The organism is Olsenella uli, from assembly GCF_016899935.1.
Taxonomy (GTDB): domain Bacteria; phylum Actinomycetota; class Coriobacteriia; order Coriobacteriales; family Atopobiaceae; genus Thermophilibacter; species Thermophilibacter uli_B.
Genome location: NZ_JACJJK010000003.1, coordinates 70378 through 95875, shown reverse-complemented (window position 1 = coordinate 95875; position 25498 = coordinate 70378). Strand labels below are relative to the sequence as shown.

Sequence of the window (25498 nt, the reverse complement as noted above, 5' to 3'; positions counted from 1 at the left end):
GGTGAGAGTATAGCACAGTTTAGAACGTTTGTTCGCCAGAATCGAATTTATTTTAGTGTGGCAAAACTAACCCATCCAAGTTCGTATAACAGCCATATCCAGCATGAACAGACAGGAACAACCATGAAGACCATCGACAGCGCCGCGCTCGCCAAGATTCTCAACACGTGCATGCCATCGGAGGACATGGCTCGCTTCCTTACAGACAATCCCCCGTCGCCGCAGGCACTCGTCGAGCTTATTCGAGACGCTCCCGTCCCGCTGCGCACCAAAGTCGAAGCCTTCGAGGCACTAGGCCCCTACGATCCAAGCCTGCCAGGAGACGTTCGCTCGGCCGCCCATCAACTAGCGGAGCACCGTCGCGCCCTCGAAGAGGCAACCACAATCGGCGACGACGAGTTCCTCTGCCTGCTCGACTGCGGCGAGCTCACCCCCGACGACGAGTGGGACGAGGACTTCTCGGGCGTGTTCGCCTCGATCAATGACGCCCTCGCCTGGATCTCCGCATACTACAACCAGCCAGACGACCTCGACCCCAGCATCCCCCACTGGTTCGTCCTCGAGAAGTGGCGTCAGGAGCGCAGCAACAACAACGGGCGCAGCTTCTCCAACCCCTACACGTTCTACCTCATAGACGGCGAGGTCTGCTACTTCGAGAAGAACCACTTTGACGACGCCTGCCACTGCTGGCGACGCGAGCACGAGCCATTCGGTGACCTCAACCTTCGCACCCCGTACGCGGCAGGCGACATCGTTGTCTTCCACTGCAGGCCCTTCACCGAGGAGTACGTCGCCGTGGTCGTGGAGCCGGAGCGAGGGGACGTCACAGACTGCTGCTGGCCCCAGGTTCTCTACCGTAACGCCAAGGGTCACTTCGATCTATGCGCCCTCAAGCACCTGGCCAGAGGCGAGGCCGCGCTCCACCGCTACTCCCCGCTATACAACATCAGAAGGCTCGAGGCTCCAGCCAACGAAGCCGAGGCCAAGGTCGATCCCGCGCTTCTCGAGACTGCGGCCCTTCTCAACGGAAGCGCCGAGAGGGGCCGCGAGCTCTGGAACGCACTCAACGACGTGCAGACGCGTGAGGATGGCCGCATCAGTGCCGAGGCACTGCGCCAGACGCTCAGCTTTTGCCGCAGAGCCGAATGAACCCCTGCTAGACAACCCCAATGTACTCCGTCTCCATCTCCGAGCGAAGCCTTGCCGCCCTGACCTCAGCGTCAACCAGGGCTGCGTTGCCAATCGCAAAGTCGAGGTCCATCTCGCCACGTGCCCACCGGGATGCGACCTCAAGCAGGCGCAGCTTGCCCTCGAGCGGCTCACGGTAATACTCAAGATCCAGATAGTTGTGGCAGGCTCCAAAGGGGTCGTAGGCCAGAAGGGCAGGGTCCTCTGCAGCAAGCAGAGAGCCGGGCGCCAGCGACCAGCCCATCGCCGGCATGTACGAATCGTCCTTGGACCCCTCCGCGCGCCAGTTGGCAACGTACCTGTCGATCTTCTCGGCACGCTCTGCGCTGAGCACATGGCCATGCTCAGCAAGCGTCGCAGAGTCCCAGAACTTCAGGTAGTCGAACACAAACGGCCGCGGGTCGCGCGCCGTGCGGTCGATGACGATGTCCCCGCGCTTGAACGGAATGGGAAGCTCGAGAAACGCACAGCATAGATGCATGTCAACGTCATCGTAATCGGAGGGGCCGTGGTTGGCCCACGTGACGTCTAGCACGCGGAACCGCTCGTCAAGGGTGACATATCCCGAATCCCCTCCGTCAATTGCGCGCTTCGCGATGCAATAGCGATCAAACTCTGGCGCCCCCTCGTCATCATGTCGCAGGCTGTCAACGCACTTGTCGAAACTCGAGAACGGGTCAGGCATCTCCTGAATCCAAAGCGAGTGCTCGTCCCTCCCATATCGAATAGCCGTCTCAGGGGTGAACCGGAATTCATGCGGCATGTAGACGCAACCCTCGCCGTCCATGAACTTCCTCAGAATGAGCTTCATGGTGAAGATGTACTCCCTCAGAAACTGATGCTCGCTCTTGTAGTCCCTTTTGAAGTAGGGATCCAATGCGGAGTGGCACACCGGACAGTCGGGCATCGTGTCCACGATCTCCTGCCAGGCCACAAGCTTCTCGTCGAGGGTCGCCGTATCCGAGAGATAGACGATGTACGCCGCCTCGGCAGCGGTAAACTCGTGCTTCTCGCCACGCAGATAATCGGCGACGTCACGCGAGTTGAAGAACGAATAGATATCCATGGGGCTCCTTCCCTCACGCCTTGCTTGCACTCAGCCTATCGCCCGACATGGGTCGAAATTGACGCACATAGCCCTCTATCCTGCAGGCTAAGTGCAGGCATCGAAGGAAAGCGAGAAGGACATGTGCGATGAGAAGCAGACACCGGACCAGCACACGGAAGACAACGAGGACCACGACATCACCCTCAGTGTCCTCGTCCTGATGCCCGGCCGCTACGAAGAAGAGGCGGATAGGCATGGCTGGTGGAACTACTGGCGCTTGATGGTCGACTCCCTGCGCCGCGGCGGCTTTGACTCCTCGCTCTTTGAGGACATGGCCCTCTTTGCCATCGATGAGCTCATCGAACACGCAGAAGAGGAGAGCCTCCCCAAGAGGAGCGCCCATCTCGTGGCCGTGATGAGGGAGTTTGCCGACGCCCCGCTCGACGAGTTCTCCGGAAGGGTCTCCGAGTACATCCGCGCCGCGCAGCTCCTCACGGAGGCAATTTGCATGCAGGCCGTCACGAACTGGGTTCCGGTTGACGGCGAGATCTCCGACAAGAAGATCGTTGTGCTCGACCAGGACAACAACGAGGTCACGATTGACCTCTACGACCCTGACGACATGCTCATGCCACTGCTTCCAGCCGATTGGAGCCTCGACTGAGGCCGCTCAGGAACGGCGCCCCCTCCCCCAATGGCCGCTTCCTATACTTGTGGAAAGCAGGCCTCTCGGAGAGTGGGGACGCCATGAACCCAAAGCAGCCAAAGAAGATGCTCATCATGGACATCCTCGAGATCTTGCGGAAGTACTCTGACGCGGACCACCGGCTTAGCCAGAAGGACATCATCGACCTGCTGGAGAGCAAGTTCGGCATGAAAGCTGACCGCAAGGCCATTGCCCGCAACATCGCCGACCTCATCGACGAGGGCTTCGCGATTGGTTACCGCGAGGTTCCGCGCACGACACGCGACCCCAGGACCGGCGAGGAGCGCTCGGCGAACATCGTCACCGACTACTACCTCGAGCGCGAATTCACGGATGCTGAGCTGCGCCTGCTCATCGACGGTCTGCTGTTCTCCCGTCACATCTCTCCCTCGCAGCGCAAGGCCCTGATTGGCAAGCTCGAGAATCTTTCAAGCGTGTACTTCAAGTCGCACATGACGCACGTGAACGCCATGCCCAAGGACCGCACGGACAACAAGCAGCTCTTCTACACCATCGAGCTGCTCGACGAGGCCATCAGCCGCAAGCGGAAGGTCTCCTTCAAGTACCTCTCCATCGGAACGGACAAGAAGGCTCACCCGCGCTGCCGCCCCGACGGCACCGAGCGCGTCTACGTGTGCACGCCCTACCAGATGGCCGTCAACGAGGGGAAGTACTACCTCATCTGCAACTACGACAAGTACGACGACATCACCAACTACCGAATCGACCGCATCATGGACCTGGAGATCCTTGACGAGCGTGGCAAGCCGTTCAGCTCCCTCGGCAAGGCAGGCGACAAGAACCTCGACCTCGGCAAGTACATGCGCGAGCACATCCACATGTACGCCGGCGGCACCGTGCGCGTGACGTTTAGGATCGTGCGGCGCATGGCCGGCGACATCGTCGACATCTTCGGTGACGGCGTGCGCTTCTTCAACGAGACGGATGACCACGTGGATGTTGAGGCCTACGTGAACGAGAGCGCCATGATTCGCTTTGGCCGCAGCAACGCCCCGGACGTGGTTGTGCTGTCGCCGCAGCACCTGGCGGACGAGATCGGCCGACAGCTGCATGCGGCCACAGAGGCGTACGAATAGGAATGGCTGCCCGCGCGAAAACAATCAATCCAAATGGGAAAGGTCAGCACAATGGGAAAGAACGTGCTCAACGAAATAGATGAGTATCTGAAACGGAATAGCTCTTGGAATGGAAATGACCTTCTGTATCTTTTCTGTAAGAAGAATCCCTTCCCAAACATAGAGGTAATTGAGCGACAGAAAAAGGACCTCAAGGATCCAAAGTATCTGACGTCCGCAGAGTCAATCTTTGCGAATCAGATGTGGCTCATTGGGCGCGCCTATGCAGCGTCTCCCGAACGATACTCGTACACTTTGCACGAAGATAAGCAAAGGGATTATAAGGACCATCATCCCGGCAAGCCAGGGGAGAGCTTCCTTGGAACAGAAGGTTACGAGAGCTTTTTCCAGGACATCGCGCGAATGCTGTTTCGGCCGGAAAGACCTGGGGGCGCAACGACCTATTTAAGGGGTGAAGCCGTAAACCTTGACAATGAGATTAACTTTCTCAGAAAAAAGGATGCGGCGAGCACGAAAGCGTTAATCGAAAACCTCAACGAGCAGATTGAGAACCACAGCAAAAAAGCGAAGAAGAAGGTTGTGCTTAGCGATGTAAACCTTTGTCCCAAAGATTTCGTCAAAGACATCGAACGACTGGAGAAAGAGGTCATAAACTCCGCGCGTAACCAGCTGCGCTTCTTTCATGAGAGCCTTTTCCGTGACGATAGCTGGTTCTTTGCAAAGCTCACAACCCTCTCCGACAGGGCAGATCAGGTCACCTTCGGACAACGATTCGAGGGGGACTCGGATTATATTCGCGATTTGACAGCTTGCGTCATCCACTTCGCCAAAGCGCTTAACGCGGCACGTGTGCTCAGGGACGCCTCGGTCACCGTCCGCACGATACGTCGGCTTCAAGAACAGGCCAGCTCCTCCGAGAAAGCTCTGAAAAAGAGCGAGCTCAAACAATGGGCGGCGTTCTCAAAGGGCGCTAAGCTCCTCATCGAGGGGGCTCCAAGCGTGAACGTTTCCTTCTCAAGCAAGCTCCTCCACTTCTACTATCCGAAGGCCTTCTTCATCTATGACTCCATCTCCGCAAGCAGAACTCCCAAGCTCTCGACCACTTTTGAAGGGTTTTCCGAATCGGCCTATCTAGCAGCAAGCGTCATGACAAAAGCAGGCCTCAAGGACGTTTTATGCACCTACAAGCGGAACACCTACGAGCAGAAAGATGTCTACCCAACCGAAAAGGAAGAAAACGGATTCAAGAACTACTACCAACATGCCGCCCGAGAGCTAGCGTTTAGTCGTTTTATCGTCAAGCGACTGCGAGATGCAAACTGCCAGCAATATGCCAATCTTCTCAGGCAGCTCAATAGCATCGAGCCGCGACCGATGGAATCCAATCCTTTCCCCCACTGCCTGACCATCACACGACTCGTTGACGACCTCATTATGAATGGTGGCACGGCATATCAGAGCAAGGATGACGAACAGGCAGGTTCCCAGTGAGACCGATAAGCGCAGAGGAACAACCTAGAACAACTCGTCATGTGAGCCTGTCCGGGTAAGGACGAGCTGAAGCTCATCCTCGTTGATGCGGTAGACCAAAAGCCAATCGCCCGAGATGTGTAACTCTCGATACCCGCCCCACTCTCCCTTGAGCGCGTGATCGCGATATCGGGTTATCAACACATCCGCATCTTGGGCGACAAGCGTCCTTACCGCCGCCTCAAAGAGGCTCATGTTGTAGTGCTTCTTGACCAGCGCCTTGTAGTCGCGTTTGAAGCGCGGAGTACGGAGGATGGACTTAATCATTGAGATCCGCCATGAGGTCTTCGACACTCTCGAACTTCTCGCCTATCCCATGTTCCGCCTCATAGCGCGCCTCAAGGTTCGCCAGACGCTTCTCCGCCTCGCAGAACTCGCGGTAATCGTGAACGCTGATGATGAAGTACGTCGGCTCACTGTTCTTCAGCACGGTGACGGGAACGCCGTCGGCGACCTTTGCAAACTCGGCGCTGGCACCTCCCCTGCTGAACTTGCTGATGGGAACCATGGTGTCGAGGGGAACGGTGATCTGACTCATTTGATGCCTCCTATACACATGTATATTTTCATGTGTATAGTATCACATCAATTGCCACAGCTCTACCCCGCCTCCGGCCTCCCGACCAGCGTGAATACGTACACCTCGAGGCTCGGGTTGAGCTTGCCAAGCATGCGGAGAATCTCGTTCAGCGTCGAGCCGGATGTGTTGACGTCATCGACCACCAACACGTTGGCCCCATGCGCGTCGCGCAGCCTCTCATACTGTTTGACCTGCTCTTTATTGAACTCGAGGAAGTTCATGATGTACGGTCGGTACCTCATCTTGACCGCCTTTGACAGCGAGAAATACTTCCCCGCACGAATCGACGGGAGAAGCTCGTTCTCAACGTAGGTCCTCATCTGGTGGTACCGGTTGTCATAGCCGCGATTGCTCGTGGGCGCGTAGCGCCGGTCGAACTTCTCCCAGTCAAAGCCAATCTCCGAGGGAGGTCGCTTCACAAGCTCCAGCGAAACGCCCTCGACCTCATGAGAGGTCCACTCGTCAATCTGCTCGATCATCCTGTTGACGAGCGGACTCCGCCCCGAGACGGGGTACACAAAGAAGCCGATCGTTGCCAGGTTTACCTGCTTGTTCAGCAGTACAAGCGGCGCATTGATGAACTTCCTGAGATAGCCCTCCGGAATGACGTTTTGCCCTAGCCCTTTTATGTCCTCGAGAAATGCCCGGCGGTCGAGGGGATGGGAGTCTGGCCTGAACTCATAGCCAAACCAGTAGGCCCTTCCCTTGAACACGTCCTGCACCAGCGTCGGCGCGCAAAGGTCAACGACGCTCATGAGGCTCTCGGTGTCCCAGTGGTACTGTTTGACGCCGTTTTCCACCGTCACGCGAGCAGCGATGCGATAGTTGTTCCCCTGAGCAGCCATGAGCTCACCTTTCACCCGTCTCTTGCTGTACAAAACCGAGGAGCTCCCGATAGCTCTTCGACCCAGCGGCGACGCCCATGATGACGTTGAGAAGGTCGCTCGCAGTGGGCCTGAACACGTAACCCTCCCTGCGGAGAAGCACACCGAGAAGAAGCGCTCCGGCACGCTTGTTTCCGTCAACGAACGGGTGCTGGGTCACGACCTCAAAGCACAGGCGCGCCACCTTCTCCTCTGGGGTCGGATAAAGCTCGACCCCGCCGAAGGTTTGCCAGGGTTGTGCGAGCGCGGCGTCGAGCAGACCCGCATCGCGTACGCCCCGCGCGCCGCCAAACCGCTCGACGGCGCGCCCGTGCAGTGCCAAGGCAACGTCTCTGGAGAGCGGCCCCGTCATCCGGCGAGCTCCTCAAAGACGTCCGCGTACTCGTCCATGAACTCGTCTGCGGCCTCGATGTAATCGAAGTCCTTCTCAGCGTCTGCGTCGCCCATCGCCCGTCCTTCTCACCAGCTCAATGAAGTCCAAAAGAAAGCTACTAAGGGCCATGGGACAGAAACGACTCATATAGCCCCATATCCTGAGCTGTAGATAGCAAGCCTCTGCACAAAGGAGCAGACATGGACTCGTTCAGCCCGGCAGCTTTTGCGGAGAGCGAGCAGCCCCTCGACGTCCTCGACTTTGTCGACTCCCTCGCCGTTCGCGCTCACTGGGAGAAGATTGGCTGGAACCCGCCTCCCATCGAAGCGTCCTTCATCATCTGGAACAGTCACAAGCGCACGATTGCCGAGAAGCACGCCGCATGGCGCAACCTCATCGAGACCACGCCGGACGCCATCTTTCCCAAGCACATGTCGTATCTCGCAGGCAGGAGCCTCCATGCGTTCCTTGAGGCATACATGAGAATCCAGGAGCAGCTCCTGGATGACCTCCGCTCGTCGAAACCCGGAGAGGCCTGTTGCTGGATCGTCCAGAAGCGCGAGGTCAGCTATAGAGGTGACGCGTACGTGCGTCCGTCGTTCGAGCGCGCGGTCCGTAAGCTGCGCGACTGCATCGACGAGGAGGACTGGGGGCTCAAAGATGACCGGTTCATCCTCACCAAGCGCTACTTTGCCGACGACTCCGACGAAGAGGACTACGACAGCGACGTGAGCGTGCTGGTCTCGCCGGGCCTGGAGCCCGTTGCCTTTGTCGATGACCGATCGCCCCGTCTGACCCAAGAGGAGAAGGACGTACTCTGGCCGGGCTTTGAGGATATGTGGTTCAACTTCCCGCTTCCGTTCAAGCGGGGCGACATCCTTGTGCACCATCCTGGCATCTACGGTGACGAGAGCCGCTTTGTCCTCGATCACGATGCGACGCTCGACCCGGCGCGGGATGACGACGCGAGGACCCTCCGGCTCCGGGAGGAGCACGGCGACTACACGGACATGTTGGTCTACGGGCACACGGTTGACGAGGAGAGCGGCGTCGTGTGGTTCCGCAGCGACTTTCACGACCTTCTCTCGCTGGAGCCGTATGACGGGGATCTCAGGGGCTTTGAGCGAAAGCTCAAGCCGCTGAGCCGCTTCTCCCGCGGGGAGATCGGCCTCAGGCGCTGCCTGCGGGAGTGCGAGGTGCTGGACGCTCAGGCGCGCGAGGAGCTCGAAGCCGAGCGCAGGAAGGCCCAGCTCGAGGAGGTTCGATGCATGTACGGGACGTGGTCGCCCGAGCTGCGCGATGCCGTGCTGCCGCCCGAGCTTCTCGACCTTCTCAGGTAATTGCCCAGACGCAGCTGGTCAGGAGGCGGACTGGACCAGCCACGCCTCGTACGCCCGCTGCATGACGCGAGCCTTGTCCGCCTTGGAGCGCTCGCTCTCCTGCTGGGTCAACGCACGCTCGTAGAGCTCGCTTTGCTCGAAGGCACTCGTGTCCCACTGCCCCGCCTGGATACGCGCCCACACGACGTCAGCGAGCCTTTCAAGAGAGCGAACCTCCTCGTCTGATGCCGTAACGGAGAGCGGAGGGTGAAGCTCGCCGCTATCCTTCTCAGGCTCCACGTAGAAGTCGCCCATGGAGACGACCTCGTAGCCCTCGAACTGGGGCGAGGATTCCACGAGCAGCTTGTAGAACCTCAGCTGGCGCTCATAGTCATCGGAGACCTTGTAGCTAAAGCCGGTCTTGTAGTCGACGATGCGCACGGTCCTTGCGGCATCATCAATGAGCAGCAGGTCAAGGTAGCCAAAGAGCGGGGTTCCCGCAGCGGTTGAGGCGGATAGCTTAGCCTCCGTGACCCTTCTGTAGCCCCTTGCGCTCTCAAGGAGCCACGGCACAAAGCTCGTGCAGATTCGCTCGAAGCGCTGCTCGTAGCGAGAGACGTCCGCGACGGGGAAGTCCATCCAGCGGACCCTCTGGCGATGGGCCGCCATGACCTCATCCAGCGAGGCTCCCTCTGGCCCCATGACCCGATTCGCTATGTCCTCCAACATCGCGTGCACAATGCTGCCAAACTCAAGCTGAATCTGGGGAGCCTCGGGCAGTCGCAGAACCTGGCGCTCAGGGAACGAGAGGCTGTTCGTGCAGCCCTCCTTGTAGCAGACAAAGGCATTGAGGGCAGAGGCCGAGAGGTGCCTCACGTCCTTGTTGGCGTCGAGCAGGGCAACGAGCTCAGGTGTGTCCAGCCGGTAGCTGTCGTGCCACTCGGTTGCGACGGCCGCGTCAAGGGCGATCGGGTCTGGGTCGACCTCGCGGGTCTCGACCACGCCCGAGAGCTCGCGCACGGTTGACCCGGCGGCGCGGTAGAGTTCCAGATGGCGCTTTGCGCGCGTCAGGGCAACGAAGAGAAGGCGCCGTGCGTCATCCTCGTCCTTCTCGTCACCAATGAGCAGGTTGGAGGGGTAGAGGCTGCCTCCGTTGGCTCCTTTGTGCCAGGTGGCGTCGTCGGCGTCGACAAGATAGACGCAATCGAACTCAAGACCCTTGGAGCTGTGGGCAGACGTCAGCCGCACGGCCCCGGGGGCACCGAGGCTGACGCTTGCCTCGATGGCCACGCCATACTTTTGAGCCGATTCGAGCAGATCCTCAACGTCGGGCAGGCGAAGCGCTCGGCCGAGACCGCCTGCCTGCGCGAGCTCTCCCTCCACAAAGTTGAGCAGGGCTCGCATGCCGGCGTTGAACTCCGCCGCCGCAAGCGGGTCCTTCTCGCCCTGGTGACGGTAGTGCGTCATCGAACGCGCCGCCATCTTGAAGAGCAGCTCGCGCACCGGCGAGCTTGGCGCCTCCGCGGCCCAGGTCATGAGACTGTCGAGTATGCCACGGATGCGCTCGTTTTGCGTGTGCTCCATGGCGAGCAGCCAGTCTCCATGGAACTCCCTGTGCGCGGCGAGGGCAAAGCGCACTGAGCTTGGATGGTCGCCACCCAGCTCGGGCGCGCACACGATCTGAGGCAGACAGCTCGAGGCAACCTGCGCCCGCCCCTGCGAGAGCGCACAGACGCAGCAAATCAGCGCAAGCATGGTCTGCATGCGCTCGGATGCAAAGAGATCCTGAGTCTGGCGGTACGAGAAGGGAACGCCCTCCGCAACGAGATGCGGGATGAGCGCCTTCAGAACGGTGTGTTTGGGTGAGATAACCGCGATTGCCTCGTCAGGATCCTTGCAGGTATTGAGGTAGCCACCATCGATGCGCTCACGGATGTCACGCGCCAGGGCGGCATACTCCTCCGCCTTGCCCTGAAAGACGGTCTCGGAGAACTCGGTCTGGTCTCCTCGGGGGCAGTTGGCCCGGATCGCCTTGTCGTCGCATGCGGCGAGGCGGCGCTCGACCTGCGCCGACACCCGCTGACCAAGCTCGACGATGCCCGGAGTGGAGCGGTAGTTGGTCATGAGCACGACGCTCTGCGGGTGGTAGCGGTCGACGAACTGGTTGATGCACTCGATGGTCGCGCCCTGGAAGCGCATGATGGCCTGGTCGTCATCGCCCACCGCCATGACGTTGGGGCGCTCGAGTCCCTCGCAGAGGAGCTCGACGATCCTCATCTGAGCGCCGTTGGTGTCCTGGAACTCGTCGACCTGAATGTAGGTGTAGGTGTCCTGGAGCTCCTGGCGCAGTTCGTCGTCCTCCTCGACCGACCTTACGAAGTCGGCGATCATGTCGTCGTAGTCGTAGAGGTGCTGGTTGTCGAGGTTTTCCTGGTAGCGCTGGGCAACCGAGCAGGCGGCAAGAAGCCGCTCGCCTTCCTTTCGGGTTCGGAGGCGCCTGCCCTCCTTGTTGCTTCCCTCGAAGAACGCGTCTCGGATGTTTCTGTAGCCTGCAGTCTTTCCGTTCTCGTCCACGAGCTCGGTGCGTCGGACGGTATCGCGAAGGCTTGTGATAAAGGGTACGTAGATTCCCGGAGTGGAGACCACGGGAAGCTTGAGCTCGTCAGGGGCGTTCGCGCTGGCCCGCTCGACCTCGGTCTCAAAGCGTTCCACGACGCGCGAGCTCGCCGTCATGGCAGCGATGTCGCAAAGCGAGGTGTTTTGCTCAAGCCAGTCCGCGGCATGGATGTTCTGCTCGGCGATCTTTGAAAGCGCCTCGTAGGAGATGCCGCTGCGCTTGACATTTGAGACAAAGGCGAGCATCTCCCGCGAGAAGCGCGCGACGTCTCCCCTGCCAATGCTTGAGAGCGGAGAGCCAAACGGCAGCGTCTTGAGCAGCTCATCCATGATCTTTGCCTGTCGCAGGCTCGTGACAAGCTGGTCGGAGGCAGGACGGGGAAAGCTTTCCGGATGAGCCGCGCGAACGCTACTGGCAAACCCGTGGAAGGTGCTCACCTGGATGCCGTACGCCTCTCTGCCGATGAGCTCGATCAGGCGAGAACGCATGGCCTCGGCACCGGCCTCGGTATACGTGAGGCAGAGGATGTTCTTGGGGGCGGCGTCGCGCTTGATGAGGATGTTGGCTGCCCTCAGGCTCAGAAGCTGAGTCTTGCCCGTGCCGGGGCCGGCAATCACCATCAGCGGGCCGTCCAGGCACTCCACGGCACGGCGCTGCTCGGGGTTGAGCTTCTCCAACGCAGTCTGGAGCTCATCGGTCATCTTCATTCCTTGGACTCCCGTTCGTCGTACGCCTGACAAGTGTTTCTCTCAGTCTACAAGCGAGAAGTACAAAAAGATATGGCGAGAAAACTACCCATCACCATCAATATGATGATTCAAAAGGGGTCTGTCCCCTTTTGAATCACTCGTAGTGGTGGACGTCCTTCTCGAGGTAGCGGCGCTTTTCGATCGTGGGGCCCAGGGCGTTTATCGCGGCGTAGCGCGGGCAGTCGCGACCGTGGTCGTTGATGATGCCGCAGGCTTGGAGGTGTGAATAGACCGTCGTGGGACCCAGGTACTTGAAGCCGCGCTTTCGCAGGTCCGCCGCCACGCGCGCCGAGAGGCCGTTGCTCACGGGGATCCACCCGTCGGCGTGCTTGTTGTAGAGGATCGTCTTGCCGTCCGAGAAGCCCCAGAGGTACGCGTCAAAGCTGCCAGACTCCTCGCGCACCCGCTGGAAGCAGCGCGCGTTGTTGATGATTGCCTCGACCTTGCGGCGGGAGTGGATCATACCCGGAGTCTCCAGAATGCGTTCGACGTCATCCGGGCCAAACGCCGCCACGGCATCGAAGTCGAAGCCCGCGAAGCACGCGCGGAACACCTCACGCCTGTGCAGCATCATGGTCCAGTTGAGCCCGCACTGCATGACCTCGAGCGAGAGGAACTCGAACTGCCCGCGGTTGTCGTGCAGCGGCACGCCCCACTCCTCGTCGTGGTAGCGCAGGCAGAGCTCATCGGTGATATCCCAGTCGCAGTACGACATGCAGGCCTCCGCGCTTCTCGACTTGACGGGTCTATTATCTGACAAAAGGGAGGAGCATCACATGACCGCGAGCTTTGACATCGAGCGCTTCGTCCGAGCGCAGGACGGCAACGTCTACGAACGGGCGCTCGCCGAGATTCGCACGGGGCGCAAGCGGAGCCACTGGATCTGGTTCGTCTTCCCGCAGGCGCACGGGCTCGGCCACAGCCCCATGGCGGAGCGCTACGGCATCGGCAGCCGCGAGGAGCTGGACGCATACGTCAACCATCCCCTGCTCGGGGCGCGACTGATTGAGATTTCGCACGCGCTTCTCGCCCTGCCGGGGAGCGACCCCGTGGCCGTGCTGGGGGACATCGACGCGCTCAAGGTCCGCTCGTCGATGACGCTCTTCGAGCTCACGGGGGCGGACCCCGTCTTCGGCGCCGTGCTGGACAAGTATTACGCCGGCAGCCGCGACGAGCTCACGCTGCGAATCGTGAGCGAGGTCTGGGGTTGTGGCCATAAGTGACGAATCCTTTGCGAGCCGCAGCGCACCGCTGCCAACGCAAGCAATCGCGAGTGACCCGGCTGCGCTCAGCGGCTCCGCGACGCCATCGTCGCCCGCGCGTAACGCAAGAGGTCGGATAGCGGCTGCGCGCGCCCCATGTTCATCGAGTCTGTAGTTTTTCGCGTCTGACACGAATACAGACTCAACGGGCAAACGCTCTACCTGCGAATTCACGAGCGTTCACCGAGTCTGTACTTCCTGGGTATCGAAAAAAGTACAGACTCGGTGAACGCGACGTCATGAGGGGTTACCGCTCCACGTTTCGGATGGCGGGAATCGCCCAGGTCACGCAGGCGAGAATGACCATCGCGACGCCCGCGCCGAAGAACCACGCCGGCGCGCCCACGGCATCCGCGAAGAGCGACGAGAACGCCAGCCCAAGCGGCATCGCCCAAGACATGATTGCCCCGTAGAGGCCGAAGACGCGCCCCAGGTACTCGGGCGGGATCTTCTCCTGCATGAGGGCTGTCTGCGGACCGGAATAGAACGGCGAGCTCAGACCCATGAGGAAGCTCATCACAAAGAAGAGCTGCATGCCGCCGGCGTTCGGCCCTGCGCAACCCGCAACCAGCGTCGCAAAGCCGTAGAGCGCCGTGGCAAAGCAGACGGTGTACGCACGGTTCTTGAAGCCGCCCGTCGCCGTGAGCAGCGCCGAGCCCACGATCATACCCACCGAGAACACGATCTCCGCCGTGGCCGCGTCACCCGTGGTGCCGCTGAAGTGATCGAGCGTCATGAGCGGGAAGAGCGCCGAGATGGGCGAGAAGACCAGCGTAAAGACGAAGCCGCACCACAGGAGCGCAAAGAGGCCCCGATAGCCGCGCAGGACGCGGTAGCCGTCGGCGGTCTCTGCGGCGAGGGCGCGCGCCTGGGCCGCGATGCCGAGGCCCCGCTCGCCCGACGTACCGCGCGAGCCGCCCACGTCGAGCCGCGCCGCCAGCACCGCCACCGAGGCCACAAGCGCCCCGACCACGTCGAGCGCGATCATCGCCGTGAGCCCCCAGAGCGGGTAGATCACCGCCGCGATCGCCGTGCCGAGGATGTAGCCGCCGGACTGGACGGCCTGCGTCACGCCCGCGAGACGCGTGAGGTGCTCGGCCGGCGCCAGGTGCGGCGTGAGCGCCTGGAAGGCGGGCGTGTGCAGGGAGCTGCCGATGGCCCGCACGAAGAGCGCGACCATGACCACCCATACGGGAAGCGCGCCCATGAGCGAGACCGCCGCCACGACGGCGCTCACCGCCGCGATGAAGAGGTCCGCGCCGACGAGCGAGACCTTGAGCGGCAGGCGGTCAACGATGGTTCCCGCGAAGGTGCCAAAGAGCGCCAGCGGCAGGAAGCCAGCGAGCGAGGCCAGCGAGAGCATGCTCGCCGAGTTTGTCGTGAGCGTGATGTGCCAGACAAAGCCCATCTGCAGGATGGAGCTCGTGAGCACGGAGATGAGCTCGCCGCCCCACACGCAGGCGAGCTTGAGCTTCCAGTGGTTCTCGTCGTTCATCTGAGCGCCCTCCAGTAGGCGACGGCGATCTGGGTGCGGTTGCGCAGGCCCAGCTTGGCCAGAATCGAGCTGATGTGGTTGCGGACGGTGCCCTCGCCCATGTAGGCTGCTGCGGCGACCTCGCGGTTGTCGAGGCCCTCGGCGATGAGCGCCACGACCTCGCGCTCGCGGTCCGTGAGCTGCGGGAAGAGCGTCGCGAGGTCCGGCTTCTCGGCCGGGGCCGACGCCCCGCTCGCACCAAGCGCGACCGCACGCTCGAGCACCTCGCCCTCCAGCACGCTCCGCCCCGCCATGACCGCGCGCAGCGCCGGCGCCACGCCCGCCACGTCCTGCTTGATGAGGTAGCCGGCCGCGCCCAGCGCGAGCGCCCGCACGATGTACTCGTCATCGGAGAACGTGGTGAGAAAGACCACGCGCGGCGGCTGCGGCGCGGCAAGGATCCTCTCGGCAGCGGCCAGGCCGTCCATGCCGGGCATCTGAATGTCGAGAAGGACCACGTCGGGCGCAACCTGTCCCGCCAGGCGCACAGCCTCGGCCCCGTCCGTCCCGCAGCCCACGACCTCGATGTCCGGCTGCGCGTCCAGCACGATCCTGAGCGACTCCACCACCACGGCGTCGTCGTCCGCGATGATCACCCTCATGCGCTCCCCTCTCCGCCGGCGCGCGGCACGCTCGCAAAGACCGTCCATCCGCCCTGCTCGCCGGGGCCGGCGCGAAACGTCCCGCCGAGCGCCCGCACGCGCTCCTCCATCGAGGCGAGCCCCATGCCGGAGCCGTCTCCGGGCCCGGCCGCCGTCCCGTCATCAACCACCGTGAGTCGCCAGAGTCCCGGGTGCTCCACCAGTTCCACGCTCACGTGGCGCGCGTCCGAGTGGCGCAGCACGTTGGAGACGGCCTCGCGCACGACCGCCGTGAGGCAGCTCGCCACGGCGGCCGGCGCCTCACCTGCCTCCACGCGCACCGCAGGCGCGAGCTCCGTCCCCTCGCAGGCGCGCTCCACGACGGCGCGCACCTGCACCGAGAGGTCCGCCGCGTCGTCCCGCAGGTCGTGGACGCTCGCGCGCACCTCGTCCAGCGCCTCGCGCACGGTGCCCGCCACGGCGGCGAGGTCCCGGGCGACCGGCTCGCCGTCGTGCGCCACGCGGTACGCCTCCGCCTGCACGACGGCGCGCGTGAGCAGGTGACCCACGTTGTCGTGAATCTCGCGGGCGATGCGCGCTCGCTCGGAGAGTGTGGCCAGACGCACCTCGTAGTCCTGGGCGTCCAGGAGCTCACGGTTCTTCTGGGCCAGGGCGAGGCGCGCGGCCGCGAGGTCGTCCCGTATGCGGAGGGCGTCACGGCGCCGCAGCTCGGATGCCCCGACGCGCAGGCCGAGCCAGCCTCCCACGACGACCCCCATCACGGCGAGAAGAACCGCGAGCCCGTCCGGCACGCCCCGCGCCGCGCCCCAGGCGATCGGCACGAGCACGGCGGCGGGCACGGCTCGCGCGCACCCTCGCTCCCCAACGGCAACGCGGCACAGGTCGTAGGTGGCCACGCCGAGCAGGGCCACTGCCTCGGGCAGGACGCACGCGAGGGCGCAGAGGGCAAGCGGCGGCACGAGGACCGCCCGGTCGCGGGCGAGCTCGCAGAGGGCCGCCAGGGCCACCGCCGCCAACAGCGCCACCACCAGACCGGCGCCGGCCGTCCCGCCCGACGCCGCGACGAGCGCGGGCAGGCAGACGACGAACACCACGAGCTTGTCGGCAAGTCTCTTCATGGGGCGATTCTAGCAGCGCGGCTGGACAACAACGCGCGGAACGTCACTCACGCCGCGCCGGCAGCGCGACGCCGGGCGCGGCCGAGCGCGAGTCCCAGGGCAAAGAGCGTCACCGCGAAGAGCAGGACAATCCCCAGGCAGGTCCCCAGCTCGGCAGCCAAATCGGGCGTGAGCGCCTCGGCGTGCAGCGCCGACGAGACCGCCTGGCTCACCCAATACGAGGGCGAGAGGCGCGCCGCCGCCTGCACGGCGTCGGGCAGCATGGAGAGCGGCACCCACGCCCCGCCGAGAAACGAGAGCACCATGGCGCCGATGTTGCCGCACGCGTTGACCGCGTCCTCGCTGAGGCCCAGCTGCGCGAGCAGGAACGCCAGCGCGAGCGGCACCAGGGCGAAGGGCAGCACGCTCCCGAGCGCGCAGGCCACGAGCGCCGGGTCCGTCCCCGCAAGGGCACCCCCGCAGGCCGCGAGGGCCACGGCGCAGGTCCACGCCCACACCCCCACCACGAGCACGAGGCACGCCGCGACCTGTCCCGCCGAGAGTCGAGCGGGCGAGACGGGCCCCGCCGCCAGGCGGCGTCGGCGCTCCGGCTGCTGGAACGCCGAGAGCGAGACCCCGGCCACCACCACGATGGAGCTCATGACGGAATACGTCGAGAAGTTCAGGTACGTGGCAAGCCGGTCCGCGCCACCGAGCGCGCCCTCGGACGCGCGCACGCTCACCTCGGCCCGCCGCGTCGCGCCGACCTGCACGAGACCCGCGACCTCGGCCGCCGACGCCTGTGGCTCGAGGGCCGCCGCGCTCGCCGCGAGCGAGACCCAGCGCGACGTCGCCTGTGCCGCGAGGGCGCCCGCCTGCACGTCCTGCCCGTAGGCCACCTCGAGCGCCGGCACCTCGTCGCCCGATCGCGCAGCGGCAAGCAGCTCCCGCTCGAAGCCCTCCGGCAGCACCACCAGGCAGTCCACCCGGCCCGTGGCCACCGCGTCCTGCAGCGCGAGCGGCTCGTCCGCAACCTCCACGAGCTCGAAGGCCTCGCCCGCCCATGCCGCAAGCGCGCCCGAGAGCGCCGTGCCGTCCCGATCGACCACGGCGACGCGCGCCTCGTAGGCGGCGTAGCCGTCCTTCTCGCCTGCGGTGGCCACGCCCATGTCGCCCACCACGAGCACGCCCATGAGGGAGAGAAACGCCACGTAGAGCGCGAGGTAGATGGGATGCCCGGCAACCACGCGCAGGGCGGTCCTAAAGGTGCTCATAGCGCTGCCTCCTAAAGATGGCGCCAGCCACGGCGAGAAGGGCGAGCGCGCCCGCCATGCAGGCGGCGATGCGCGCGGCAAACGGCGCGAGCGAGGTGTAGTAGTAGAGCGCATAGAACGTGTCGCACACGAGCTTGGTCGGGTTCACCCAGCTCGTCCACGGCAGCGCGCGGGCGAGGTTGTCCGCGAGCTCCATCGCCGACGAGCCGTAGAGGCCCGCGAAGAGCGAGAGCACGCAGGTCAGCGCCGTGAGGATGCCCGAGCGCGCGGAGATGCCGGCAGAGATCGGCAGCGCGCCCACGCACGCACCGAGCGCCGTGGCGAGCAGCGCGCAGGCGGCGACGGCCACGAGGGCAAGTCCTTCTCGGCCGCCAAAGTCCACGCCCACCACGAGGCGCAGGAACGCAAAGGCCAGCGTCAGCGCCACGGTCGAGACCGCCCACGCGCCGAGCACGCAGCCGGCGAGCTGCCGCAGGCGCGAGGTGCCCGAGACCGCCCGGCGTGCCCCGAGCGCGGAGACGCCGGGCTGGGCCTGTGCCACGGCGAGCATGCCCGCCTGCGTCGCCATGAGCGCGGACATGCCGAGCAGGGCGTAGTAGTAGCGCACGAGCTCCTCCGGCCGGGCGTGCGTGATCTGCGTCTGCTCCACGGCAGTCTGGATGCCCAGGGCGTCCGCGACGGCGGCGGGCTCCGCGAGCGCCGCCGGGTCGCGCCGCGCCACCTCCTCCAAGAGAGCGCGCGACTGCACGTAGGAGCTGGCGACGGTCTCCAGGATCGTGCGGTTGACGGCCGTCGCGCCGTCCGCGCTGGAAAGCGTGTAGGCCGAGCCCACCGTGAGCGCGGGCGTGCCGTCGGGCGCGAGCTCAAAGTAGCCGTCAACCTCGCCGCTGGCGAGAAGGTCCGCGGCCTCGGCGGCGGTCCCGACGCGCCGCAGGTCGAGCAGCTGGTCCTCCCCCGGCTCCGCAAGGGTGGCCGTGACCTGCTCGAAGGAGCCCGCAGGCGCGTCGTTCTTCTCGCCCGCCGGCGCCACGAGCGCAACCGGGACCGGATCAACCGCGCCGTCCGTGCGCATGCCGGAGAACATGAAGAGGAAGACGGCCGACATGATGAGGGGAAACGCCAGCACCCACACGATCACCGAGGGCGTGCGCACGAGGCTCTTGATGCTCACCAGAAACGAGGTTCCCATGTCGTCGCCCCTTAGTCGCGCAGCTCACGGCCGCAGAGCTCGAGGAAGACGTCGTTCAGGGTGGGCGGCTCGGACCACACGCGGCCCAGACGCACGCCGGCGGCGGTGAGGACGGAGAGCGCGTCGGTGAGGTTGTGCGCGCTCGCCTCGCAGGTCAGACGCAGCGTGCCGTCCGCGTAGTCCGCCGAGAGCACGTGCGAGAGGCCGCGCAGGCGCTCGAGCGTGCCCTCGGGCAGCGCGTCCGTCTCGACCGTGATCTTCTCGCCGAGGCTGATCATGCGCTTGAGCTCGTCCGCGGTACCCTGCGCCACGGCGCGGCCGCGGTCGCAGATCATGATGCGACCGCAGATCTGCTCGACCTCCTCCATGTAGTGGCTCGTGTAGACCACCGTGGCGCCCTCGTCGCGCAGGCGGCAGATGCCGTCCAGGATGCTCGCGCGGCTCTGCGGGTCCACGGCGACGGTGGGCTCGTCGAAGAAGATGAGCTCGGGGTGGTGCGCGATGCCGCAGGCGATGTTGAGCCGCCGCGCCAGGCCGCCGGAGAGCTTGGCCGGGCGGAAGCGGACGTAGTCGCCGAGGCCCACGAAGTCGATCGCCTCGTCCACGAGCTGGCGGCGCCGACGACGGTCGCGCACGTAGAGCGCACAGAAGGCGTCCACGTTCTCGCGCACGGTGAGCTCGTCGAAGACGGCCACCTGCTGCGGGACCACGCCCACGCGCGCCTTGAGGTCGTAGCGGCTCGGCGCCATCGGCTCGCCGAAGAGCTCGATGGTGCCGCGGTCGTAGGAGAGCAGCTGGAGGATGCAGTTGATGGCTGTGGTCTTGCCCGACCCGTTGGGGCCCAGCAGGCCGAAAATCTCACCCTTGAGCACGGCGAGGTCCAGGTGGTCGAGCGCGACGAGCTCGTGATAGCGCTTGACGAGCCCGGTGACGCGGACGACGTCTTGTGATGGTGCGGTCTGCGTGTGCGACATGGCGTGCGGCGCGTTTGGTGACATGGCGGCCCCTTTCTCTTGGCGCCATTGTCACAGGCCGCCCGCAGCGGCGGAAGTGAGTTTTGTCACGAGTGCGGGCGGCACGAACGCAGACACGAGTTGGCCCCGTGCTGGGCCACGGGCCTACCCAAACAGCTCCAGGTACTCCGCGCAGGTCATGGCACGGACCTTGGAGCGCTTGAAGACGCCCGCGTCGCGCGTGAGGATGACGTCGACGTCGTTGAGCTCGGCGCAGGCGCGGATGAGCCCGTCCTCGAAGTCCGGCTCCCCGGAGGCCAGCGAGAGCTCGCACTCCTCTGCCCCGAGCGGCGCTATCACGAGCAGCTCGCGCAGCCACTCAATCGCCCTTCTCGCCTGAGCCTCGCCATATTGCCGCTGCAACACGTAACACGCATCCTTGAGCGACCCAACGACAACGAGCCCCAGGTCTCCCCCACCGTTGCACCGGCGAAGCACCTCGCACGCCTCCGCCGACTGCGGTCGCCCTCTGCAAACCGCGTCGAGAAGAACGTTGGTGTCAAAGAGCAGTCTCCTGCTGTTGAAGTCACGCATAGCGGCTCGCAATCATGTCGCGCATCTGCTTCTTGGTGAGGTTCACCAGCCACGGCTCGGCCTCGGGAAGCCTCTCCCTGAACTCCATGAAGCGCTCCCAGGCGTCACGTGGCTCTGCCGCCGGCGCCTCCTCCGGCACCTCGCCCGTGCGCGCGATGTTCTCCCAGACCACCTTGATGACCTCGGCCGGCGTGGACCCCGCCGCGCGGATGTAGGCGTCCGCGCGCTGACGGACCTTCTCGTCCACGCGCCCAGAGACGACCGCCGTTGCCATGCTGCCTCCTTCGTAGACCTGTCTACATACTAACAGAGATGAGATGCCAGACAACAACACGGACGGCGTTCGGAAAGAGTCCGCCGAACTCGATGAGGTGCGGCGAGAGCGGAACATGATGCGACAGCGGAACAGCCGTCTGTACAAAAAGTACGGGCTCAAGGCACGACGAGAGCGGACGGGCTGATGGTATGATGGCAGCCCGGTGAACCCCTTGTTATATCCCGCGAAAGCGGGTACGATACATATCGATGGGCCCGGGAATGACCTCTGATTCAAGTCACCGGGCCTCAATCATGTCTGTAGGAGGTGTTCGATGGCAACAACGCCCGAGCAGTCTCTTCCCCAAAGCGTCAACAACGAACGAAGCGGCTCCGCGAGGGAGTGGGCCGAGCGCTGGCTCTCGCCCGAGCGCCTCGCACCCTACCTCGCCGCGTGCGGCGGCGACATCGAGCGGGCGCTCGAGCTCTACGAGTGGAACATATCGCTCGGCCAGGTGCTCATGCGCGACATATCCCATTTCGAGGTGGCGCTTCGAAACTCCTACGACCGTGCGCTGCGCGAATACTGGGACGGCGGCGCGCACTGGCTCCTAGACGACGCCTCGCCCGTCCGCAAACCGGTCATGAGGAGGGCGGGGCGCGGCGAGCTCGACGTCAACCGCATCAACCGCAGGACGATCGACGCGGTGGTTCGCCAGCTCCCCGAGGGCTCCGCGCCCGGCTCCATCATCGCAAACCTCACGCTGGGCTTCTGGGTCCACCTCTCCGACCGCTCCCGCGAGGCGACGATCTGGCGTACCGCGCTCTACCGGGCGTGGCCGAGGGGCACGAGCCGTCGAGAGTTGCAATCCCAGCTGACGACGATTCTCCGCGTCCGCAACCGAGTGGCGCACGCGGAGCGCCTGTTCGACCCGGGCCAGGCCGACCGCTCTCCGCTCCGGGCCGACGGCGACGCCGTTCGCCTGCTGCGCAACCTGTGTCCCGAGGCCGCCGAGCGGCTTTACGGTGACGGCGAGAGGACGCCTATCGAGCTGTTCTGCGAGGAGTATCCCGCACCGGCGGACGTGAGGCTGTAAGGGATTCGGAGACGGGATGTCTTCGGGCGCCCTTTCCCTGCCTTTTATGATGCGACCGGACAATCCACCGTGATGAGATCTATTGACTATCACGGGGGTGATGCGCATGGCGAGTCTTCCGAAGCTGACGCAGGAAATGGTAGACGAGGCAATCGAGCTCATCGACACTTTGACGATTTTTGCTCTATGCTCGAGCAGTCGACGGTACCAATGAGAAAGAAATCGCCTCACTCACGACTTGCGGCGCACGGGCACCCAAATCTCGCTGTAGGCGGTACCGTTGTCGCGGACGTCACTGAACGACAGCATGCGGAACCCATCAAGCTCGTAGGGCGCCTCGGCAAGCCACTCGGCATAGATGCGGGCAGTCGTCTGCTGCATGGTCTCTGGATGGGGGCCGTCATTGGGGAAGACCGCCCAGGTGAGCGTCGGCACTTCCACGAGTGCGAGGTTCTCCCCCGCCTCATGTGCCATGGTCGGCACGCCGATGAGGTGCGTAAGCTCGCCCGCTTCCTCCTGGAAGTTGGTGTCCGAGTTCCAAGAGGCGTTCACCACGCGACGTGGCTCCGTGTTCATCAGACGGTGCATCTCGGCGCGCTGCGCCTCCGTGATGCTGCGCGCGAGCTCCGCAATCGCGGGGTTCTCGCCCTCGAACTGCATGGGGACACGAGCGATGACGCCGGCAAGGCGGAACTCGCCCTTCTCGACGATTCGATACTCCATGAGATGACCTCCCTTTACGTCAACCGCAATATGTAGAGGTGAGCGCATGTGCGAACCAAGCTGTGCGACGTCCGAAGGAAGTGTGCCGCACCAAGAGCGAAACGCTCGAGAGAAGCCCTCGACCGAATCGTAGCCATAGCGAAACGCGACCTCGGTGACGGAGCCACCGGCCATGAGATCGGACGCCGCCGCGGAGAGGCGCCGCTCGCGGATGTAGCGCGATGGCGTCATGCCGGCAATCAGCAGAAATGCCGCGCGAAGCTGCTCGGCGGTGACACCGGTCGCCCGGGCGACCTCCTCAGTCGTTGGTGTCTCGGCAAGATGGCGCTCAATGTAGTCGAGCGCGTGCTCAAGATACGAACCCGGCATCCCCTCACCCCCTCCTGCGAAATTGTACGTTGCAGCACCCAGCTGCACCCGACGGTTTGTCGGGAACTTTGTCGGCTGCCCTGAGACGGACTACTTTTTTCTCCTGGGTAGACTGACGGTAACGGCACGACCGAGGAGGTACCCCATGGAGAAGCGTCTCACCAGGGCCGTAATCGTCTACGGCGCAGTCTGGCTCGCCTGCCTTGTCCTCTACTGGGGGTGCCTCGCGACGGGCGCCCTCGGCGGGGGCGGCATCATGGGCTACGTGATCCTGGCGCTCGGCATTGCCCTGCCGATCACCGGTATCGTGGCGGCGCTCCTGGTCGGCCGCACGGCTGAACTGGGCCGGTGGCGCCTCGCCGCGCCGGTCGCGATCGCCGCGCTCTACGTGCTCCACACCGTGGCGACGTTCAGCCTCTCAAACGCCCTCGGTCTCACCAACATCGCGGCTGCCGACCTGGTCACCTTCGTGTACGGCCTCGTCCCTGCCGCGATCGGCCTTGCCGTCGGCTGGGCCACGTCGCTACGCAACCGCTGATCCGGAACCCACGCGTTCTTCTCGCCAAAACCGCCGAAACAGAGAAACGGCACAGAATAGCCCCTCCGAGAGGCCGATTCTGTGCCGTTTCTCTGTCTCGGCGAGGTTGGCCGCAGCGGGCGGGCGAGAAGAACACGCTAGAACGTGACGTTGCCAAACTCGGAGAGCCGCAGGTCGGGGTTGCGCTCCGTGGCCCAGTCCAGGTTCCACGGGCTCGTGAACAAAAGCAGGCGCCCACCGCGCATGTCCTCGACGCGCAGCGTGTCGCGCGTGAGGTTGAGCGAGCGAACGTCCAGCTCGTCGGGCGAGTTGTCAATCCAGCGGACCTCGGTGTAGGGCAGGGCCTGGCGGTAGACGTCCACGTGGTACTCGCTCTTGAGGCGCTGCTCCAGCACCTCGAACTGCAGCACACCCACCACGCCCACGATCACGCTCTCCATGCCGGCGCCCAGCTCGCGGAAGATCTGGATGGCGCCCTCCTGGGCGAGCTCCTCCATGCCCTTCACGAACTGCTTGCGCTTGAGCGTGTCAACCTGCGAGACGCGCGCAAAGTGCTCCGGCGCGAAGGTGGGGATGCCGGCGTAGCGGACGCGGCGTCCGGGCACGCACAGCGTGTCGCCGATCGAGAAGATCCCCGGGTCGAAGAGGCCCACGATGTCGCCCGCGCACGCCTCGTCCACCGTGGCGCGGTCGTCCGCCATCATCGCCGTGCCCGTGGCCAGCTTGAGCTTGCGCTCGCCCTGCACGTGCCAGGCGTCCATGCCGCGCTCGAAGCGCCCCGAGCACACGCGCAGAAACGCCACGCGGTCGCGGTGGTTCTTGTCCATGTTGGCCTGGATCTTGAAGACGAAGCCCGAGAAGGACGGGTCGGTCGCAGGGACCTCCTCGCCCGTGAGGGCGTCCGTGTGCGGCCCCGGCGCGGGCGCCAGGCGCAGGAAGTCGCGCAGGAACGGCTCCACGCCAAAGTTGGTGAGCGCCGAGCCAAAGAAGACCGGCGTGAGCTTGCCCGTGCGCACGGCCTCGAGGTCAAACTCGTGGTCCGCGCCGTCCAGGAGCTCGATGTCGTCCATGAGGGTGCGGTGGTTCTCCTCGCCGATGAGCTCGTCGAGGGCGGCGTCGCCGAGCTCCGCCTCCACCTCGGCCACCTTCTTGGTGGCGTTGGCTCGGCCGTCGCCCTCGAAGGCGAGCACGTGGCGGCTCGCGCGGTCAAAGACGCCACGGAACGTGCGCCCGTTGCCGATCGGCCAGTTCATGGGGTAGGTGCCGATGCCCAGGACGCTCTCGATCTCCTCCATGAGATCGAAGGGATCGCGCGTCTCGTGGTCGAGCTTGTTCACGAAGGTGAAGATCGGGATGCCACGCAGCGCGCACACCTTGAAGAGCTTGACGGTCTGGGCCTCCACGCCCTTGGCGCCGTCAATCACCATGACGGCGGAGTCCGCGGCCATGAGCGTGCGGTAGGTGTCCTCGGAGAAGTCCTGGTGGCCGGGGGTGTCAAGGATGTTCACGCAGTGACCCTCGTAGGTGAACTGCAGGACGGAGGAGGTGACGGAGATGCCGCGCGCCTTCTCGATGTCCATCCAGTCAGAGACCGCGTGCTTGGCGCTGGCCTTGCCCTTGACCGAGCCGGCGCTCTGGATGGTGCCGGTGTAGAGCAGCAGCTTCTCCGTGAGCGTGGTCTTGCCCGCGTCCGGGTGCGAGATGATGGCAAAGGTGCGGCGAGAAGAGATCTCCTCTTCGAGGCTTGGCATGGGTCCTCCTGTGCGGCGATGGTGTAGCCCACGTATTGTAGCGGATGCCTCTCTCCGGTGTGCACGCCCCGGGCGCGGGTGCCCTTCCGGGGCGTGGATGCCCCCTCTGGATGTGAGCGCCCCCTCCCCCTCCGGATGTGTACGAAGTTGCAAGTCTGATGTTCTTCTC

25 protein-coding genes are annotated in these 25498 nt (G+C 64.2%); 8 read left to right on the top strand and 17 right to left on the bottom strand.

The window, feature by feature from the left end:
- Positions 1-123 precede the first annotated feature (123 nt).
- Positions 124-1149 carry a hypothetical protein gene (locus tag H6A07_RS03505; protein WP_204813546.1) on the top strand — a complete coding sequence of 342 codons (1026 nt, stop codon included), beginning with the start codon at positions 124-126 and terminating at the stop codon, positions 1147-1149.
- Positions 1150-1156: 7 nt separating this feature from the next.
- On the opposite strand, the gene H6A07_RS03500 is transcribed toward H6A07_RS03505, so the two are convergent.
- Entirely contained in the window at positions 1157-2254 is a 1098-nt protein-coding gene (locus H6A07_RS03500; protein ID WP_204813545.1) for a hypothetical protein, read from the bottom strand.
- Positions 2255-2375: 121 nt separating this feature from the next.
- Between H6A07_RS03500 and H6A07_RS03495 the strand changes: the two genes are divergently transcribed.
- The 3 genes from H6A07_RS03495 to H6A07_RS03485 all read left to right on the top strand — a co-directional run bounded on the left by H6A07_RS03495 (position 2376) and on the right by H6A07_RS03485 (position 5530).
- Positions 2376-2900, top strand: coding sequence for a hypothetical protein (locus H6A07_RS03495; protein WP_204813544.1), 525 nt, complete (start codon positions 2376-2378; stop codon positions 2898-2900).
- An 83-nt stretch (positions 2901-2983) separates the two neighbouring features.
- Entirely contained in the window at positions 2984-4039 is a 1056-nt protein-coding gene (locus H6A07_RS03490; protein WP_204813543.1) for a helix-turn-helix transcriptional regulator, read from the top strand.
- 51 nt (positions 4040-4090) lie between these two features.
- Entirely contained in the window at positions 4091-5530 is a 1440-nt protein-coding gene (locus H6A07_RS03485; RefSeq protein ID WP_204813542.1) for a hypothetical protein, read from the top strand.
- Positions 5531-5554: 24 nt separating this feature from the next.
- Here H6A07_RS03485 and H6A07_RS03480 read toward each other — a convergent pair whose 3' ends face one another.
- The 4 genes from H6A07_RS03480 to H6A07_RS03465 all read right to left on the bottom strand — a co-directional run bounded on the left by H6A07_RS03480 (position 5555) and on the right by H6A07_RS03465 (position 7385).
- Positions 5555-5836: a type II toxin-antitoxin system RelE/ParE family toxin gene (locus H6A07_RS03480; RefSeq protein WP_204813541.1), complete on the bottom strand. Its 282-nt coding sequence runs from the start codon at positions 5834-5836 to the stop codon at positions 5555-5557.
- The gene (locus tag H6A07_RS03475) at positions 5829-6107 is read right to left on the bottom strand and encodes a hypothetical protein (protein ID WP_204813539.1); all 279 of its coding nucleotides are present in this window, start codon (positions 6105-6107) and stop codon (positions 5829-5831) included. Before H6A07_RS03475 ends, H6A07_RS03480 begins: the two co-directional genes overlap by 8 nt.
- A 62-nt stretch (positions 6108-6169) precedes the next feature.
- A complete protein-coding gene (locus H6A07_RS03470; RefSeq protein ID WP_204813537.1) occupies positions 6170-6994 on the bottom strand; it encodes a phosphoribosyltransferase in 825 nt (274 codons plus the stop codon).
- A 4-nt stretch (positions 6995-6998) separates the two neighbouring features.
- Positions 6999-7385, bottom strand: coding sequence for a type II toxin-antitoxin system death-on-curing family toxin (locus H6A07_RS03465; RefSeq protein ID WP_204813535.1), 387 nt, complete (start codon positions 7383-7385; stop codon positions 6999-7001).
- A 221-nt stretch (positions 7386-7606) separates the two neighbouring features.
- Between H6A07_RS03465 and H6A07_RS03460 the strand changes: the two genes are divergently transcribed.
- Positions 7607-8746, top strand: coding sequence for a hypothetical protein (locus H6A07_RS03460; RefSeq protein ID WP_204813533.1), 1140 nt, complete (start codon positions 7607-7609; stop codon positions 8744-8746).
- Between the two features lie 18 nt (positions 8747-8764).
- On the opposite strand, the gene H6A07_RS03455 is transcribed toward H6A07_RS03460, so the two are convergent.
- Together H6A07_RS03455 and H6A07_RS03450 are read right to left on the bottom strand one after the other, a co-directional pair.
- A complete protein-coding gene (locus H6A07_RS03455) occupies positions 8765-12043 on the bottom strand; it encodes an ATP-dependent helicase (protein WP_204813531.1) in 3279 nt (1092 codons plus the stop codon).
- A gap of 142 nt (positions 12044-12185) precedes the next feature.
- Positions 12186-12806, bottom strand: coding sequence for a DNA-3-methyladenine glycosylase I (locus H6A07_RS03450; RefSeq protein ID WP_204813529.1), 621 nt, complete (start codon positions 12804-12806; stop codon positions 12186-12188).
- A gap of 61 nt (positions 12807-12867) precedes the next feature.
- Between H6A07_RS03450 and H6A07_RS03445 the strand changes: the two genes are divergently transcribed.
- Positions 12868-13314: a DUF1810 domain-containing protein gene (locus H6A07_RS03445; protein ID WP_204813527.1), complete on the top strand. Its 447-nt coding sequence runs from the start codon at positions 12868-12870 to the stop codon at positions 13312-13314.
- A 286-nt stretch (positions 13315-13600) separates the two neighbouring features.
- Here the strand turns inward: H6A07_RS03445 and H6A07_RS03440 are convergent, their stop codons facing one another.
- From H6A07_RS03440 to H6A07_RS03405, 8 genes are all read right to left on the bottom strand, one after another.
- Positions 13601-14848 (bottom strand): MFS transporter, encoded by a 1248-nt coding sequence (locus H6A07_RS03440; protein WP_204813525.1) that lies wholly within the window; start codon positions 14846-14848, stop codon positions 13601-13603.
- Positions 14845-15489 (bottom strand): response regulator transcription factor, encoded by a 645-nt coding sequence (locus H6A07_RS03435; RefSeq protein ID WP_204813523.1) that lies wholly within the window; start codon positions 15487-15489, stop codon positions 14845-14847. Before H6A07_RS03435 ends, H6A07_RS03440 begins: the two co-directional genes overlap by 4 nt.
- Entirely contained in the window at positions 15486-16607 is a 1122-nt protein-coding gene (locus H6A07_RS03430; RefSeq protein ID WP_204813521.1) for a sensor histidine kinase, read from the bottom strand. Before H6A07_RS03430 ends, H6A07_RS03435 begins: the two co-directional genes overlap by 4 nt.
- A gap of 47 nt (positions 16608-16654) precedes the next feature.
- Entirely contained in the window at positions 16655-17860 is a 1206-nt protein-coding gene (locus tag H6A07_RS03425) for an ABC transporter permease (protein WP_204813519.1), read from the bottom strand.
- Positions 17847-19049 (bottom strand): ABC transporter permease, encoded by a 1203-nt coding sequence (locus tag H6A07_RS03420; protein ID WP_204813517.1) that lies wholly within the window; start codon positions 19047-19049, stop codon positions 17847-17849. Before H6A07_RS03420 ends, H6A07_RS03425 begins: the two co-directional genes overlap by 14 nt.
- A gap of 11 nt (positions 19050-19060) precedes the next feature.
- Entirely contained in the window at positions 19061-20047 is a 987-nt protein-coding gene (locus tag H6A07_RS03415) for an ABC transporter ATP-binding protein (protein ID WP_239471040.1), read from the bottom strand.
- Between the two features lie 120 nt (positions 20048-20167).
- Positions 20168-20596, bottom strand: coding sequence for a type II toxin-antitoxin system VapC family toxin (locus H6A07_RS03410; RefSeq protein WP_204813515.1), 429 nt, complete (start codon positions 20594-20596; stop codon positions 20168-20170).
- On the bottom strand, positions 20589-20870 hold the full coding sequence (locus H6A07_RS03405; protein WP_204813513.1) for a type II toxin-antitoxin system RelB/DinJ family antitoxin: 282 nt from the start codon (positions 20868-20870) through the stop codon (positions 20589-20591). Before H6A07_RS03405 ends, H6A07_RS03410 begins: the two co-directional genes overlap by 8 nt.
- A gap of 316 nt (positions 20871-21186) precedes the next feature.
- On the opposite strand from H6A07_RS03405, the gene H6A07_RS03400 reads away from it, so the two are divergent.
- Positions 21187-21948, top strand: coding sequence for an Abi family protein (locus tag H6A07_RS03400; RefSeq protein ID WP_204813511.1), 762 nt, complete (start codon positions 21187-21189; stop codon positions 21946-21948).
- A 231-nt stretch (positions 21949-22179) separates the two neighbouring features.
- Here the strand turns inward: H6A07_RS03400 and H6A07_RS03395 are convergent, their stop codons facing one another.
- Positions 22180-23040, bottom strand: coding sequence for an AraC family transcriptional regulator (locus H6A07_RS03395; protein WP_204813509.1), 861 nt, complete (start codon positions 23038-23040; stop codon positions 22180-22182).
- A 145-nt stretch (positions 23041-23185) separates the two neighbouring features.
- Here H6A07_RS03395 and H6A07_RS03390 point away from each other — a divergent pair, with 145 nt between their 5' ends.
- The gene (locus H6A07_RS03390) at positions 23186-23578 is read left to right on the top strand and encodes a hypothetical protein (RefSeq protein WP_204813507.1); all 393 of its coding nucleotides are present in this window, start codon (positions 23186-23188) and stop codon (positions 23576-23578) included.
- Between the two features lie 137 nt (positions 23579-23715).
- On the opposite strand, the gene H6A07_RS03385 is transcribed toward H6A07_RS03390, so the two are convergent.
- Positions 23716-25329, bottom strand: coding sequence for a peptide chain release factor 3 (locus H6A07_RS03385; protein ID WP_204813505.1), 1614 nt, complete (start codon positions 25327-25329; stop codon positions 23716-23718).
- Positions 25330-25498 lie beyond the last annotated feature (169 nt).

Coding starts and splice junctions, on each gene's coding strand:
- H6A07_RS03505 (WP_204813546.1), top strand. CDS start 124: ATGAAGACCATCGACAGCGCCGCGCTCGCCAAGATTCTCAACACGTGC.
- H6A07_RS03500 (WP_204813545.1), bottom strand. CDS start 2,254: ATGGATATCTATTCGTTCTTCAACTCGCGTGACGTCGCCGATTATCTG.
- H6A07_RS03495 (WP_204813544.1), top strand. CDS start 2,376: ATGTGCGATGAGAAGCAGACACCGGACCAGCACACGGAAGACAACGAG.
- H6A07_RS03490 (WP_204813543.1), top strand. CDS start 2,984: ATGAACCCAAAGCAGCCAAAGAAGATGCTCATCATGGACATCCTCGAG.
- H6A07_RS03485 (WP_204813542.1), top strand. CDS start 4,091: ATGGGAAAGAACGTGCTCAACGAAATAGATGAGTATCTGAAACGGAAT.
- H6A07_RS03480 (WP_204813541.1), bottom strand. CDS start 5,836: ATGATTAAGTCCATCCTCCGTACTCCGCGCTTCAAACGCGACTACAAG.
- H6A07_RS03475 (WP_204813539.1), bottom strand. CDS start 6,107: ATGAGTCAGATCACCGTTCCCCTCGACACCATGGTTCCCATCAGCAAG.
- H6A07_RS03470 (WP_204813537.1), bottom strand. CDS start 6,994: ATGGCTGCTCAGGGGAACAACTATCGCATCGCTGCTCGCGTGACGGTG.
- H6A07_RS03465 (WP_204813535.1), bottom strand. CDS start 7,385: ATGACGGGGCCGCTCTCCAGAGACGTTGCCTTGGCACTGCACGGGCGC.
- H6A07_RS03460 (WP_204813533.1), top strand. CDS start 7,607: ATGGACTCGTTCAGCCCGGCAGCTTTTGCGGAGAGCGAGCAGCCCCTC.
- H6A07_RS03455 (WP_204813531.1), bottom strand. CDS start 12,043: ATGACCGATGAGCTCCAGACTGCGTTGGAGAAGCTCAACCCCGAGCAG.
- H6A07_RS03450 (WP_204813529.1), bottom strand. CDS start 12,806: ATGTCGTACTGCGACTGGGATATCACCGATGAGCTCTGCCTGCGCTAC.
- H6A07_RS03445 (WP_204813527.1), top strand. CDS start 12,868: ATGACCGCGAGCTTTGACATCGAGCGCTTCGTCCGAGCGCAGGACGGC.
- H6A07_RS03440 (WP_204813525.1), bottom strand. CDS start 14,848: ATGAACGACGAGAACCACTGGAAGCTCAAGCTCGCCTGCGTGTGGGGC.
- H6A07_RS03435 (WP_204813523.1), bottom strand. CDS start 15,489: ATGAGGGTGATCATCGCGGACGACGACGCCGTGGTGGTGGAGTCGCTC.
- H6A07_RS03430 (WP_204813521.1), bottom strand. CDS start 16,607: ATGAAGAGACTTGCCGACAAGCTCGTGGTGTTCGTCGTCTGCCTGCCC.
- H6A07_RS03425 (WP_204813519.1), bottom strand. CDS start 17,860: ATGAGCACCTTTAGGACCGCCCTGCGCGTGGTTGCCGGGCATCCCATC.
- H6A07_RS03420 (WP_204813517.1), bottom strand. CDS start 19,049: ATGGGAACCTCGTTTCTGGTGAGCATCAAGAGCCTCGTGCGCACGCCC.
- H6A07_RS03415 (WP_239471040.1), bottom strand. CDS start 20,047: ATGTCACCAAACGCGCCGCACGCCATGTCGCACACGCAGACCGCACCA.
- H6A07_RS03410 (WP_204813515.1), bottom strand. CDS start 20,596: ATGCGTGACTTCAACAGCAGGAGACTGCTCTTTGACACCAACGTTCTT.
- H6A07_RS03405 (WP_204813513.1), bottom strand. CDS start 20,870: ATGGCAACGGCGGTCGTCTCTGGGCGCGTGGACGAGAAGGTCCGTCAG.
- H6A07_RS03400 (WP_204813511.1), top strand. CDS start 21,187: ATGGCAACAACGCCCGAGCAGTCTCTTCCCCAAAGCGTCAACAACGAA.
- H6A07_RS03395 (WP_204813509.1), bottom strand. CDS start 23,040: ATGCCGGGTTCGTATCTTGAGCACGCGCTCGACTACATTGAGCGCCAT.
- H6A07_RS03390 (WP_204813507.1), top strand. CDS start 23,186: ATGGAGAAGCGTCTCACCAGGGCCGTAATCGTCTACGGCGCAGTCTGG.
- H6A07_RS03385 (WP_204813505.1), bottom strand. CDS start 25,329: ATGCCAAGCCTCGAAGAGGAGATCTCTTCTCGCCGCACCTTTGCCATC.